Source organism: Pseudoxanthomonas sp. YR558 (assembly GCF_900116385.1).
Lineage (GTDB): Bacteria > Pseudomonadota > Gammaproteobacteria > Xanthomonadales > Xanthomonadaceae > Pseudoxanthomonas_A.
Map to the genome: position 1 here is coordinate 438,286 of NZ_FPCI01000001.1, position 14,276 is coordinate 452,561.

Consider the following 14,276-nt stretch of genomic DNA (forward strand, 5'->3'; position numbering starts at 1 on the left):
CATCGACGGCGCAATGCGTGAGATGAGAGCGGCGCCCGGCCCCTTCCCCGCGCTCAGGGATACAGCAGGTGCTGCCGGCGCAGGGCGTCGAAGGCGGTGATGGCCGGCTGCCAGCGCGCTTCGATGGCGTCCAGGGTGTCGCCGCGCTCGAGAGCGACGCGCAGGTCGCCCACGCCAGCGAGGCGGTCGAAGAACGGCGGCTCGCCCGGCAGGAAGGCGAAGTCCTTCGGGTGCTGGTCGTGCAGGGCCTTCAGCACGGCAAGCCCGGTCCGCACCGGGCGGAACGCAACGCGGTCGGTCACGTGCAACTGCACGCCCGCGCAGGCCTTGCCCGCGTGCTTGGAGAACGTCGGCGTGAACCAGGTCGGCCGGAACCGCACGCCCGGCAGGTCCATCGCATTGAGCCGCGCCGCCAGGGCCTGCGCATCCACCCACGGCGCGCCCACGGTCTCGAACGGCCGCGTGGTGCCACGGCCTTCGGACACGTTGGTGCCTTCCAGCAGGCCCATGCCCGGATAGACCAAGGCGGTGTCCGGCGTGGGCATGTTCGGCGACGGCGGCACCCACGGCAGTGCGCCGCGCCACGGGTCGTCACCGCGCCGCCAGCCCTGCATCGTCACCACGTGCAGTTCGGCGCCGATGCCGAACGCGGTGTTGAACAGCGTGGCCAGTTCGCCCAGCGTCATGCCGTGGCGGATCGGGATCGGGAACTGGCCGATGAACGAGGCCAGCGCCGGGTCCAGTACCGGCCCCTCGACCAACACACCCCCGAGCGGATCGGGACGATCGGCCACGACGACGGGAATGCCGGCCCGCTTCGCCGCGCGCATTACCCCGGCCAGCGTGTACGGATAGGTGTAGAAGCGCGTGCCGACGTCCTGGATGTCGAACACCAGCACGTCGATGCCGTCGAGCATCGCCGGGGTCGGTTCGCGGTGTTCGCCGTACAGGCTGTGCACCGGCAGGCCGGTGGCGGCATCGCGTCCGGAGGCCACATGGTCGCCCGCCTGCACATCGCCGCGCACGCCATGCTCGGGACCGAACAGTGCGACCAGCGTGAATTCCTTGCGTTCGGCGAAGCGATCGACGTCGCTGCGCAACTGGCGATCCACACCGGTGGCGTTGGTCACCAGGCCCACGCGCTTGCCGCGCAGCAGGTCCATGCGTTCATCGAGCAAGACCTCGACGCCAAGCCTCGGCGCCGCATCCACGGGTTCAGCCGCGCCCGCACGCGCATGCAACACACCGAGCAACAGCAGCACGCCGAGGCCCACGGGGCGCAGTGCAGCATGCAGCGGACGAGCGAACCGGGGCATAGTGTCACGACCGTTTGCTATCGTGGTCGTGACGATAGCAGCCTGCGTGCGGCACCGTGCAAGGGGATCATCGCCGGTATCGACGCCTTCTTCCGTTGTCAGGTGAGGGATCCGATGTCCCGTAGGGCGAACCGCATCATGCGCAGCATGTCTTTCCTCGTGATGGCCTCGGCGGCATTGCCCGCCGCCGCACAACCGGCACCCGACCGCCTGGGTGTCGCTCCGTCGGCGCAATCGCGGGACTTCGTGGCGAACAAGCAGCAGTTCCAGCTGCACAGCCTGCTGACCGAACAGCGCCACCCTCGCAGCTTCGACCTGAGCACGCGCATCGCCGCCGACACCACCGACGGGCTGGCCGCGCTGCTGTCGGTGGATGAGGACATCACCGCCGCGCTGCAGGGCGTCGCTGACGATCCTGCGCGCTTGGCCGCGCTGGAAGACGCCAGCCGCGAGATCACCCGCGCCTTGCGCGAAGGGCACCGCCTCTACTTCTACGGCACCGGTTCCACCGGGCGGCTGGCCGAAACGATCGAAAGCGGCCTGTGGCGGCCGTTCTGGCAGCGCACCGCGGCATCACCCGCGATGGCGAAGATCGAGGCGCGCTTTCCCGGCCTCGGCGAACGCGTGCGCGGCGAGATCACCGGTGGCGACCGCGCCCTGATCGCCTCGCTGGAAGGTTTCGAAGACATTCCCGAGATCGGCCGCCTGCAACTGCAGGACAACGGCATCCAGCCGCAGGACCTGGTGTTCGCCGTCACCGAAGGCGGCGAGACGTCCGCGGTGATCGGCACGGCGCTGGCCGCGGCCGACCAGGCCGGCGCCGACGCGCGCCGCACGTGGTTCGTCTACAACAATCCGGATGCGGTGCTGCGCCCGTTCGAGCGCAGCCGCCGCGTGCTCGACGATGCGCGCATCACCAAGATCCCGCTGCCCACCGGGCCGCAGGCGATCACCGGCTCCACCCGCATGCAGGCCACCACCACCAGCCTGTACGTGCTGGGCGTGGTGCTGGAGGATGCGACACGCGCGCTGCTGCGCGACGTGCTGTCGGCCGACGAACTCGCCGCGCTCGGTTTCAACGACGCCGGCATCGCCGACCGCCTGCGCGGTTTCGCCGCGATCCAGCGCACTGCCGCGGCGGCTGCACCGAAACTGGCGGCATGGACCGATCGCGAGGCGGCGAGCTACGCGGCCGGACGCCATGCGACCTACCTGGCCACGCGCGCGCTGATGCCGGTATTCGTCGACGTGACCGAACGCGCGCCCACGTTCCGCCTGTCGCCGCTGGATACGGTGAACACACCGGAACGACGCTCGTGGATCCAGGTGTGGACGCCGGCCGCCGATGGCGCCCAGGCCTGGCAGGCGCTGCTGCACCGCCCGTTCCACGGGCTGGACAAGGCGCTGTACCTGCCGCCGTTCGAGACCGGCATCCCGGACCCGTACCTGCGCGAAGCCGCTCTGCGTGGTCTGTCGAATGCGGGCGACGAACAACAGACGCTGTACGACCTGTCGTACTCGCCCGCCAACGTGCAGCGCAGTGGGCCGCAGGCCGGCGACGCCGGCGCGCTGATCCTGCTCGGCGATGAAGCGCATGCCGACGCCAACCGGCAGTGGCTGCAGGCCTTCGCCGCGGCCGGTGCGGAGCCGGTGCTGGTGTCGGTTTCCGCGCGCCCGGTGGCGAGCGAGGTGCTCGCCGACGTGGCCGCCCTGCCCCGCGCGGTGCCGGTGATCGCGGTGACGGTGCCGCAGCGCGATGCGTTCGAACTCAACCAGACCATCGCCCTGAAGATGCTGATCAACGCGCACTCCACCGGCGTGATGGCCAAGCGCGGGCGCGTGGTCGGCAACACGATGACCAGCGTGCAGCCGGGCAACCTGAAACTGATCGGGCGCGCGACCTGGCTGATCCTCTCCCACGTCAACGCCGTGCTGGAAACGCCGGCGTGGCGCGATGCCGTCGGCAGCACGGCGCCGCTGGGCTATGCGGAAGCCAATGCCGTGCTGTTCGAGGCGATCGAGCAGCGCCGCAACGCGCCCGGTGCGAGCGGCCTGCCGGAAGTGGAGCTGTCGGTGGTCGCGGTGCTGGACGCACTCAAGGCCGGTGCGCCCATCGACTGGCATCAGGCCGCCACGCACCTGCGCGACGGTGGGCTGAGTCGCTATCTGGCGCCGTACGCCACGGCGACCGCGCGCCCCACCCCCTGAGTCCACGCCCAGGCCTCTCCCACGGCGGGGAGAGGCAGGCGCTTCGGATCAGTGGTTGCCTTTCGCCCGTGCGAACGCGGCGGCCAGCGCGTTGTCGGCGGGCGGTGCACTGGTCTTCGCCGATGCAGGACCACGACGCGGATCGCGCGGGTTGCCACGGTCGGGCCCGCGCGGCGGACGCGGATCATTCGTCCGGGCTTCGCGCGGCGCCTGCGGTGCCGGCGCGTCGTCGAGACGGCGCGTCAATGCGATGCGCTTGCGGGCCACGTCGACCTCCAGCACCTTCACCTTGACGATGTCGCCGGCCTTCACCACTTCGCGCGGGTCCTTCACGTAGCGGTCGGCCAGCGCCGAGATGTGGATCAGGCCGTCCTGGTGCACACCGATGTCGACGAACGCACCGAACGCGGCGACGTTGCTGACCACGCCTTCCAGGATCATGCCTTCGCGCAGGTCCTTGATGTCTTCCACCCCGTCGGCGAAGCGCGCGGCCTTGAACTCGGGGCGCGGATCGCGGCCGGGCTTCTCCAGTTCCTTCAGGATGTCGCGGATGGTCGGCACGCCGAACGTCGCGTCGGTGTACTGCTCGGCCCTCACCGCACGCAGGAACGCCGTGTCGCCGACGATCTGCTTCACCTGCCGGCCGCTGCCGGCCAGGATGCGCTCCACCACCGGATAGGCTTCCGGATGCACGGACGAGGCATCCAGCGGCTCGTCGCCATCGGCGATGCGCAGGAAGCCCGCGCACTGCTCGAAGGTCTTCTCGCCCAGGCGCGGCACGCCGAGCAGCGCCTTGCGCGTGCGGAACGCACCATGTTCGTCGCGGAAGCGCACGATGTTCTCGGCCACCGTCGACGACAGCCCGGACACGCGCGTCAGCAGCGCGGCCGAGGCGGTGTTCACGTCCACGCCCACGGCGTTCACGCAGTCCTCCACGCGCGCATCGAGGGCGCGCGCCAGGCGGAACTGGTCCACGTCGTGCTGGTACTGGCCCACGCCAATGGCCTTGGGCTCGATCTTCACCAGCTCCGCCAGCGGATCCTGCAGGCGCCGTGCGATCGACACCGCACCGCGGATGCTGACGTCGAGATCGGGGAATTCCTTGGACGCGAATTCGGAGGCCGAGTACACCGACGCCCCCGCTTCGCTGACGACGATCTTGTCCATCTTCAGTTCCGGCGCCTGCTTGATCAGGTCGCCCGCCAGCTTGTCGGTCTCGCGGCTGGCGGTGCCGTTGCCGATCGCGATCAGGTCCACCTGGTGCTTGGCGCACAGCGCACGCAGCACGTGCAGCGATTGATCCCACTGGCGTTTGGGTTCGTGCGGGTAGATCGTCGCGGTGTCCACCAGCTTGCCGGTGCGGTCGACCACGGCGACCTTCACGCCGGTGCGCAGGCCCGGATCGAGGCCGAGCACGGCCTTCGGACCGGCGGGCGCGGCCAGCAACAGGTCCTTGAGGTTGTCGCCGAACACCGCGATGGCCTCGGCTTCGGCCTTCTCGCGCGCCTGGTTGAACAGGTCCAGCAGCAGGTGCATGTGCAGCTTGGCGCGCCACGTCAGGCGGCAGGCATCCAGCAGCCACTTGTCGGCGGCGCGGCCCTGCGCCGACACGCCGGCATGCACGGCCACGCGTCCCTCGGCCTGCAGGTGGCCCGCCTCGGCCTCCATGCCGGGGTCGAGATCGAGCAACAGGATCTCTTCGCGACGCGCACGGAACAGCGCGAGCAGGCGGTGCGAGGGGATCTTCGCCAGCGACTCGGCGTGGTCGAAATAATCGCGGTACTTCGCGCCTTCGTTCTCCTTGCCTTGCGCGACCTTGGCGCGGATCACGCCGACATCGGTCATCCAGTGGCGCAGTTCGCCGACCAACGCGGCGTTCTCGCCCCAGCGCTCCATCAGGATGGCGCGCGCACCGTCGAGGGCGGCCTTGGCGTCGGCCACGCCTTTCTCGGCGTCGACGTACGCGGCAGCGGCCACGTCCGGTGCCTGGGTGGGATCGGCGAGCAGGCCGTCGGCGAGCGGCTCCAGGCCGGCTTCGCGCGCGATCTGCGCGCGCGTGCGGCGTTTGGGCTTGTATGGGAGGTAGAGGTCTTCCAGGCGTGCCTTGCTGTCGGCGCCTTCGATCTCGGCGCGCAGTTCGTCGGTCAGCTTGCCCTGCTCGTCGATGCTGGCGAGCACGGCGGCGCGGCGGTCTTCCAGCTCGCGCAGGTAGGTCAGGCGCACTTCGAGGTTGCGCAACTGGGTGTCGTCGAGCCCGCCGGTGACTTCCTTGCGGTAGCGGGCAATGAAGGGCACGGTGGCACCTTCGTCGAGCAGCGCGATGGCGGCCTTGGCCTGCGCGGTCTGGGCGCCGATCTCGGCGGCGATGGTGGCGGCGATGTGCTGGGCGATCTGGGGCGTACGGTCTTGCATTGCGTCCGGTGCTGGAAAACCCGATGGATCGGGTGGGACCCGGATTGTGGCAACGGATGGCCGCGCGGGAAACGGGTTGACACGCGCGCCCGATGCGGGCTGACGGACGGGGCGTCGCTGGCTATGCTCGGACACCCCGCAAGGACCCCTGCCCATGCGCACGCTGTATCCCGAGATCGCGCCGTACCGCACGCACCGGCTTGCCATCGATGCCCTGCACACGCTGCATGTGGAGGAATGCGGGAATCCGGACGGCATCCCCGTGATCTTCCTGCACGGCGGCCCGGGCGCTGGCCTGTCGCCGGTGCATCGGCGCTTCTTTGATCCCACGCGCTACCGCATCGTCCTGTTCGACCAGCGTGGTACCGGCCGGTCGACACCGTTCGGCGAGCTGCGCGACAACACCACCGCACATCTGGTCGCGGACATCGAAGCCGTGCGTTCGCACGCGGGCATCGAGCGCTGGCTGGTGTTCGGCGGCTCGTGGGGTTCCACCCTGGCGCTGGCCTACGCGCAGGCGCACCCCGCGCGTGCGACCGGCGTGATCGTGCGCGGCGTCTACCTCGGCCGCGAGGAGGAGAACCGTTGGTTCAACGAGGCCGACGGCGGTGCGCGCTGGGTGTTTCCGGAACGCTGGGCGCGCTACGAGGCGCATATCCCGGCGGACGAACGCGACACGATGATCGAGGCTTACTGGCGTCGCATGGACGATCCCGATGCGGCGATCGCGATGGCCGCCGCCCAAGCCTGGCTGGGCTGGGAAGACGGTGCGGCCACGCTGCTGCACGAGCCGGATGCCACGTCGGATGAAGATCCCGCCAAGGTCCTGGCCAAGGCGCGGATCGAGGCGCACTACTTCCGCCACAACACCTTCCTCGCGCATGGCCAGTTGCTGCGCGACGTCGACCGCATCCGGCACCTGCCCGGTGTGATCGTCCAGGGTCGCTACGACATCATCTGCCCGCCGCGCAGTGCCTGGGACCTGGCGCAGGCCTGGCCTGAAGCACGCCTGGAGATGGTGCTGGCGGGCCACGGTGCCACCGAGCCGGCGATCACCGATGCACTGATCCGTGCGACGGACGCGTTTGCGGACCGCTGAAACGAAGACGGGCCGCGCGAGGCGGCCCGTCGATGGTGCAACGTGCGCGGGTAATTACGAACGTACCGGCAGCACGCGGATTTCGACGCGACGGTTGAGCGCACGGCCCGCGTCGGTGTCGTTGCTGGCGACCGGATAGCGCTTGCCCATGCCGACGATTTCGAAACGCTCGCGCTGCAGACCCTGGCCGATCAGGTAGTTGCCCACCGAGGCGGCGCGCTGCTCGGACAACCGCTGGTTGACCGCGTCCGTACCGATGCTGTCGGTATGGCCGCTGACTTCCACGATGGTCTGGTTGTACTCGCGCAGCGTCGAAGCGACGTTGTTGAGGGCCGGATAGAACTGCGACTTTAGGTCGGCTTTGCCGAAATCGAAGGTCACGCCATCGGGCAGGTTGAGCTTGATGACGTCGCCGTCGCGGCTGACATCGATGCCCGTGCCGGCCGTCTGGCGGCGTAGTTCCGCTTCCTGGCGATCCTGGTAGGCGCCGATCGAGCCGCCCGCGATACCGCCGATGCCCGCGCCGACCAGGGCGCGCTGCCGACGCTCGGTGGCATCGCTGCCGCTGAGCAGGCCGGCCACCGCGCCGATGCCTGCGCCGATCAGGGCGCCGGTACGGGTGCGGTTCGGATCGTTGGGATCATTGGTCTGGCCGGTGTAGCTGGCGCAGCCGCCGAGCAGGGTGACAGTGAGCGCCGCCAGGGCGCCAGTCTTCAGCATCGTATTCATAGATCCTCCTTGGTGGCGTGCGGGGAATGCCCGGAACGGTCGCAAGCCTACCCAGCGAATTGTTTACAACGCGCGATTTGAGCCCTGTTCATTCAGGTGCCGTCGGGCTTCAGTCCATCAGCGCCACGGCGCCTTCGGCATCCAGTGTGTGCTCCCAGTTCCCCATCAGCGACAGGTACAGCAGCTTGTCGAACTCGGGGCCGAAGCGCCGGATGACCGCATCCGGATCGGGGATCAGCTTGGCGTCGGCGATCAGCCCGAAGTGCACGCGCCCGTTGTAGCTGAGGATGGACACACCGATGCCGATGGAGCCGGTCTGCGGCACCCAGAACATCATGTCCCGCAGGCGCGAGCCGCCCATGTAGAGCGGCTGCTGCGGGCCGGGCACGTTGGTGGCCACCGCGGTGGCCTTGCGCGAGAACAGCTCCAGCGCCACGCCCTGGATGGCCGAGGGCGCCATGCCAAGCGCCGCAAGAAGCCCAAACGCAACAATGGCTTGGCGCGAGTTCTTCAGGTCACGCATGCACTGGGCGACGCGCTCCAGGCGGCGAATCGGGTTGTCCTCGCCGACCGGCAGGTCCAGGAAGACCAGGCCGAAATGGTTACCCAGCTTGCGGGCGTGCTCGAGCGGACGCAGGTTCACCGGCACGGTCGCACGCAAGGTGACGCCATCGAGCTGCTCGCCCCGCTCCAGCATGTAGCTGCGCAGCGCACCGGCGGCGGCAGCCATCAGCACATCGTTGACGGTGCAGTCGCAGGCGCGGCCGACCGCTTTCACGTCTTCCAGGTCCAGCGGTTCGGCCCAGGCCACCCGCTTGCTGACACCAAGCTTGCCGCGCAGCAGCGTGGGCGGGTCGTCGGAGAGCGACAGCGCGTGCAGCAGTTCGCGGCCGATCTCGCCACCCTCCTTCGCCAGCATCGTGGCCAGCGTCGGGTCCTGCATCATCTCCATGCCCTTGCCGAGCACCTTGCCTCCGATCTGCACGTAACGATCGATGGCGCCGACGCGGCGCACGACTTCCGCGCCGTCCTTCTTGAGCCAGGCCGAACGCAGATCCTTGCCGGTGTCGGGCTTGCGGCTGGTGTCGGTGAGCGACAGCAGCACCTGCACCAGCGCGATGCCATCGGCGTAGCTGTGGTGGATGCGCGCGACCAGCGCCGACCCGGTGCCATAGCGTTCGATCAGATGGAATTGCCACAGCGGCTTGGTCTTGTCCAAGGGCGTGGACGCCATCTGGCTGGTGAAGCGCTCCAGGGCCTTCTTCTCGGATTTCGGATCGTGCCGGCCAGGCAGCGCGGACAGGCGAACATGCCAATCGAGGTCGAAGTCGGGATCAGTCACCCAGGACGCGCCTGCCGGCGTGTCGACCGCCTTCTGCAGGAACCGGGGATAGGCGAGGAAACGCTTCTTCACCACCTGCTTCAGCGTGTCGAGCGTCATCGGCTCGTCGAACATCAGCACGCCGGTGATCATCATCGGATTGGTCGGGCGGCACATCCGCAACCAGGCGGTGTCCACCCGCGACATCGGCTCGCGACGCGGCTTTGCCGGCGCCTTCTTCGTGGCCATGCTTGCCCTCCTCTCCCGCGTCGAGTGAAGCACGCGGCGACGAAAGGCGTCAACGCGGCTCAGTCGCCGGTCTTGCGGTAGGCGGCCAGCGCGCCTTCGCGTCCCTCGGCGAGGTCGACGAGGGGGCGACGCGGGTAACCCGGCGCAGCGCGAACGAGCGCATCCGGTTTCTGCCATGGCGCGAACCGCAACGGCACCGGCACGTCCGCCAGCTCCGGCACCCATCGCGCGATGTAGGTGCCCTTCGGATCGAATTTCTCCGCCTGGGTAACCGGGTTGAACACGCGGAAGTACGGCGCGGCATCGGCGCCGGTGCCCGCCGTCCATTGCCAACCCAAGGTGTTGTTCGCCAGGTCGGCATCGACCAGCGTGTCCCAGAACCAGCGCGCCCCGTGCAGCCAGTGGTAACGCAGGTGCTTGACCAGGTAACTGGCCACGATCATCCGCACGCGGTTGTGCATGTAGCCCGTCGCCCACAACTCGCGCAGCCCCGCATCGACGATGGGCACGCCCGTGCGCCCCTGCTGCCAGGCGGCCAGCGCGCCGGGATCAACCTTCGCCCACTCGAAATGCTCGAAACGCGGATTGAGGTTCTGCGTGGGCGTATGCGGGAAGTGGTGCAGCAGGTGGTAAGCGAATTCTCGCCACCCGATTTCGCGAATGTAACCGTCCATGTCCGCGCTGTTGGCGGCTGTGCGTGCGCGCTCCAGCTCCGCGGTAATGCGCCAGGGTGCGATCTCACCGAAGTGCAGGTGCGCCGACAGCTTCGACGTGCCGGTGCGGTCCGGCCGATCCCGATCGGTGCGGTAGCCGTGCAATGCGCCGTCGATGAAGACCTCCAGCGCCTCACGGGCACCGGCCTCGCCTGGCGTCCAGGTTTCCCAGAAACCGGCATCCCAGCCCAGCGCAGGCGCCAGTTGGCAGGTATCGAGGAGATCTCCCTGCACCTTTTTGTCGAAGGCGGGCAAGGTGTCCGGTGCATCCCAGGGTGCGGGAGCGCGCCACTGCGCGAGCGCCGAGCGCCAGAAAGGCGTGAACACTTTGTAAGGCCCGCCCTGCTGCGTGGCCAGGTCCCAGGGTTCGAACAGCAGGCTGCCGTTGAAGCTCTCGACGCGCAGCCCGCGCTCGCGCAGCGCCTTCTTCAGCGCGGCATCGCGCGGCTGGGTGGCCGGTTCGTACTTGCGGTTCCAGAACACCGCTTCGGCGCCGGTGTCCGTCAGCATGTCGTCCAACACGGACTCACTGGCGCCGCGCCGCAGCAGCAGGCGTGAGCCGCGGCTGCGGAGGTCGGCATCCAGCGCGGTGAGCGAACGATGCAACCACGCATCCGATGCACCGCCCGGCGCCCACTCGCCTTCCTCGCGCGGTGCACGAATGTAGAGCGGGATCGGCGTGTAGCCTTCCTCCAGCGCGGCACGCAGCGCCGGATTATCGTCAAGGCGCAGGTCGTGCCGGAACCAGACGAGGGCGTGGGGCATGGTGGAACTCGCGCAGGATGACGGAACGCTTACGCAGGATGCAGGGTTCTGGATGCAGGCGCCGTGAGGTACTCGCGCGGGATCCGCTCATTCAGGCCAGTCAGGATCTCGTACGGAATCGTGCCCGCCGCCCGCGCGACGTCCTCGCAGCGGATCGCCACGCCGGCCTGTTCGCCGATCAACACGACTTCGTCTTCGTTGTACGCGGAGCCTTCAGTACCCAGGTCCACCATGAACTGGTCCATGCAGATGCGACCGATGATGGGTCGGCGCTCGCCGCGCACCAGGACGTCGCCACGCGATGAGAGTGCGCGGGGGAAACCGTCGCCGTAGCCGATCGGCACGGTCACCACGCGGGTGTCGTGCGGCGCGGTCCAGGTGGCGCCATAACTGACGGTCCGGCCGGCACGCACGATCTTGAAATAGACGACCTGCGAGACCAGCGAGAGCGCCGGCATCAGGTCGATCGTGGCGCGTGACGCGGGGTCCGGCAGCACGCCGTACAGCGCGATGCCCGGGCGCACCATGTCCAGCCAGGTCTCGGGGAAATGCAGCACGCCGCCGGAGTTGGCCAAGTGCCGGACCGGCATCGGCGCGCCCAGGCGATCGAAGTGCGCGCACGCGTCGAGGAAGCGCTCGCGCTGCTCGGCCGTCATCGGCGAAGCCGGATCGTCCGCGCACGCCAGGTGCGAATAGATGCCTTTCACCGAGCACCACGAGGACGCCACGGCCGCCTCGATGAAGGCACCGGCGTTCTCGCTGTGCACGCCGATGCGCTCCATGCCGGTGTCCACTTTCAAGTGAACCACTGCCTTGCGTCCGGTGGCCTCGGCCGCCGCCTCGACCTGCCGCAGTTTGGCGATCGACGACACCGTCACTTCCAGGTCGTGCGCCAGGAACTGCGTCACCTGCGGCGCATGGATGCCACCGAGCACGAGAATCGGCACGGTGATGCCTGCGCGGCGCAACGCGATACCTTCCTCGACGAACGCGACGCCAAGTTGTTCGACGCCCTGTGCTTCCAGATGGCGCGCCACCGGCACCAGCCCATGGCCGTAGGCGTTGGCCTTGACGATGCCCATGACGGGCACGCCAACGTGGCCCTGGATGGCGCGCAGATTATGCGTCAACGCATCCAGCGCGACCCGGATGCGCGTGGGGCGGTCGTTCGCTTCGGGACGCGTGTGCGGGGCTGACAAGGCGGCATCCAGCGGAGTATCCATGCAGCGATTGTAGCGTCCGGCGCTTCGTCCCCGTTCATGCGAGCACGAACGTGCGTGCGCTAGGCTGGCGCCGGGTTCCAGGGATCGGCTCCGATGGCACTTCGCTCCAGATCGACCACGGTCATCGTCATTGGCGCGATCCTCGCCATCGCCATCGGCGCATGGCTATGGATGCGCACGACACCCACGGATAGCGGAGCGACTGCCGATGACCCCTCTCCTGTCCTGGCGTCCGTCCCGTCGTCCACCCTGCCCGCACCGACAGCCGACATCGACACGCCGGCCAGCGCGACCGACGCGCACGACACCTCCAGGAAGCCGATAGCGGAAACGCCGGGCCGTGCGCAGCTGTCCGCGCCGGCCATCGGTGCGCGAGCCGGCGCGCGGCCCTTGTCGGCCGAGGGAGAACGCCGGCTGGACAAATTCCTGGCTGGACTGCGCAACACCAGTTCGGATGCGAAGGACTACGAAACGCTGGGCCGTTCTGAACCAGCGGACCCCGACTGGTCGCCGCGCCTTGAAATGCTGATCCAGCAGACGATCGACCGGCACACCCATGAGTTCGGGCGACTCGAGATCGGCCGGCCACGCTGCAGTAAGAGCCTGTGCATGCTGACCGCAGTGGCGACCACGCGGAATCCGCAGCAGCTTGCCCAGGCAGACTTCCAGCGCCTCATCTACACCTACATGATGCCGGAACCCTGGTTCCGCGAATCGTTCTTCGATGCCAATACGACGGTGGCGGGCGATGAGACAGGCGACGTCTACGTGAGCTACTTCATCCGCAAGTAGCGGTCACTCGAAGCTGCCCACCGAGTCGTGGGCCAGGTTGTCGAAACGCGTGTATTCGCCGAAGAACCGCAGCTTGCACGAACCCGTCGGACCCGAACGCTGCTTGCCGATGATGATCTCGGCCAGGCCTTTGTCTGGCGAGGTTTCCTTGTTGTAGTAGTCGTCGCGGTAGATGAAGACGATCATGTCGGCGTCCTGCTCGATGGCGCCCGATTCGCGCAGGTCGGCCATCACGGGACGTTTGTCGGTGCGCGTTTCCAGCGAGCGATTGAGCTGCGACAGCGCAAGCACCGGCACGTTCAGCTCTTTCGCCAGGCCCTTCAGCGAACGCGAGATCTCGGAGATCTCGGTGGCGCGATTCTCGCTGTTGCCGGGCACCGACATCAGCTGCAGGTAGTCGATGACGATCAGACCCAGGTCGTGCTCGCGCTTCAGACGGCGCGCCTTCGAGCGCAGCACATCCGGCGACAGGCCCGGCGTATCGTCGATGAAGACCTTCGCTTGGTCCTTGAGGATGCGGATGGCGCTGGTGACGCGGCTCCAGTCCTCGTCTTCCAACGAGCCCGTGCGCAGGCGGGTCGCATTGATGCGCCCGACCGATGAAATCAGGCGCATGGCCAGCTGGCCGGCCGACATTTCCATCGAGAACACGGCCACGGCCTTCTTCGACTTGATCGCCGCGTACTCGGCGATGTTCAGCGCGAACGTGGTCTTGCCCATGGCAGGACGCGCGGCCAAGATCACCAGGTCGGTGGGCTGCAGGCCAGCGGTCATCATGTCGAATTCGTTGTAGCCCGTCGGCAGGCCGGTCACGGTACCGCCGCTTTCCGAACGAATGCGCAGGACCTCGAAGGCGTCCTTCAGTGCATCGTTCATCGCCACGAAGTCGGTGCGCCCGCGGGCGCCCTGCTCGGCGATGGCGAAGACCTTCTGCTCAGCGATCGCCAGCATCTCGTCGCTTTCCTTGCCCTCGGGCTGGAACGCGTCGTTGACGATGTCGGTGCCCACCTCGATCAGCTGGCGCATCACCGCCTTGTCGCGGACGATCTCGGCATAGGCGGTGATGTTGGCGGCGGAGGGCGTGGTGCTGGCCAGTTCGACCAGATAGGCACCACCGGCCACCAGGTCCATCTGGCCCTGGGACTCGAACCATTCGCCCAGGGTCACGGCGTCGAACGGCCGGCTACGCTCGGCCAGTTCCGCGATCGCGCGGTAGATCAGCTGATGGTCGCGACGGTAGAAATCGTTGGCGGTGAGCTTGTCGTTGATGCGGTCATAGGCTTCCGGCGCCAGCATGAGGCCGCCCAGCACCGCCTGCTCCGCCTCGGTGGAGTGTGGCGGCACGCGGAGCTGTTCGATGCGCGAATCGTGGGGATCCTGGCGGAAACCGGTGCGTGCGGACATGGGCGGTGCAAGCTCCTGCGGCGCATGCGGGGCGAAGGCCCGCAC

10 protein-coding genes are annotated in these 14,276 nt (G+C 68.2%); 3 read left to right on the top strand and 7 right to left on the bottom strand.

The window, feature by feature from the left end; all coding sequences use genetic code 11:
* Positions 1 to 53: 53 nt before the first annotated feature.
* Entirely contained in the window at positions 54 to 1,316 is a 1,263-nt protein-coding gene (locus BM365_RS01970; RefSeq protein ID WP_093486107.1) for an exo-beta-N-acetylmuramidase NamZ family protein, read from the bottom strand.
* A 138-nt stretch (positions 1,317 to 1,454) separates the two neighbouring features.
* Here BM365_RS01970 and BM365_RS01975 point away from each other — a divergent pair, with 138 nt between their 5' ends.
* On the top strand, positions 1,455 to 3,524 hold the full coding sequence (locus BM365_RS01975) for a hypothetical protein (protein WP_093486109.1): 2,070 nt from the start codon (positions 1,455 to 1,457) through the stop codon (positions 3,522 to 3,524).
* 48 nt (positions 3,525 to 3,572) lie between these two features.
* Here the strand turns inward: BM365_RS01975 and BM365_RS01980 are convergent, their stop codons facing one another.
* Entirely contained in the window at positions 3,573 to 5,936 is a 2,364-nt protein-coding gene (locus BM365_RS01980; protein WP_093486111.1) for a Tex family protein, read from the bottom strand.
* A 154-nt stretch (positions 5,937 to 6,090) separates the two neighbouring features.
* Here BM365_RS01980 and pip point away from each other — a divergent pair, with 154 nt between their 5' ends.
* Positions 6,091 to 7,035, top strand: a complete 945-nt coding sequence (pip, locus tag BM365_RS01985) for a prolyl aminopeptidase (protein ID WP_093486113.1) — start codon at positions 6,091 to 6,093, stop codon at positions 7,033 to 7,035.
* A 54-nt stretch (positions 7,036 to 7,089) separates the two neighbouring features.
* On the opposite strand, the gene BM365_RS01990 is transcribed toward pip, so the two are convergent.
* The 4 genes from BM365_RS01990 to alr all read right to left on the bottom strand — a co-directional run bounded on the left by BM365_RS01990 (position 7,090) and on the right by alr (position 12,035).
* Complete coding sequence (locus BM365_RS01990; protein ID WP_093486115.1) at positions 7,090 to 7,764, bottom strand: YiaD family glycine zipper/OmpA-like lipoprotein; 675 nt, start codon at positions 7,762 to 7,764, stop codon at positions 7,090 to 7,092.
* 109 nt (positions 7,765 to 7,873) lie between these two features.
* Positions 7,874 to 9,334 carry a WS/DGAT/MGAT family O-acyltransferase gene (locus tag BM365_RS01995; RefSeq protein WP_093486117.1) on the bottom strand — a complete coding sequence of 487 codons (1,461 nt, stop codon included), beginning with the start codon at positions 9,332 to 9,334 and terminating at the stop codon, positions 7,874 to 7,876.
* A gap of 59 nt (positions 9,335 to 9,393) precedes the next feature.
* On the bottom strand, positions 9,394 to 10,812 hold the full coding sequence (locus BM365_RS02000; protein ID WP_093486120.1) for a cryptochrome/photolyase family protein: 1,419 nt from the start codon (positions 10,810 to 10,812) through the stop codon (positions 9,394 to 9,396).
* A gap of 29 nt (positions 10,813 to 10,841) precedes the next feature.
* On the bottom strand, positions 10,842 to 12,035 hold the full coding sequence (gene alr / locus BM365_RS02005; RefSeq protein WP_093486122.1) for an alanine racemase: 1,194 nt from the start codon (positions 12,033 to 12,035) through the stop codon (positions 10,842 to 10,844).
* Positions 12,036 to 12,128: 93 nt separating this feature from the next.
* Here alr and BM365_RS02010 point away from each other — a divergent pair, with 93 nt between their 5' ends.
* Positions 12,129 to 12,827, top strand: a complete 699-nt coding sequence (locus tag BM365_RS02010; RefSeq protein ID WP_093486124.1) for a hypothetical protein — start codon at positions 12,129 to 12,131, stop codon at positions 12,825 to 12,827.
* 3 nt (positions 12,828 to 12,830) lie between these two features.
* Here BM365_RS02010 and BM365_RS02015 read toward each other — a convergent pair whose 3' ends face one another.
* Positions 12,831 to 14,231: a replicative DNA helicase gene (locus BM365_RS02015; RefSeq protein WP_093486126.1), complete on the bottom strand. Its 1,401-nt coding sequence runs from the start codon at positions 14,229 to 14,231 to the stop codon at positions 12,831 to 12,833.
* Positions 14,232 to 14,276 lie beyond the last annotated feature (45 nt).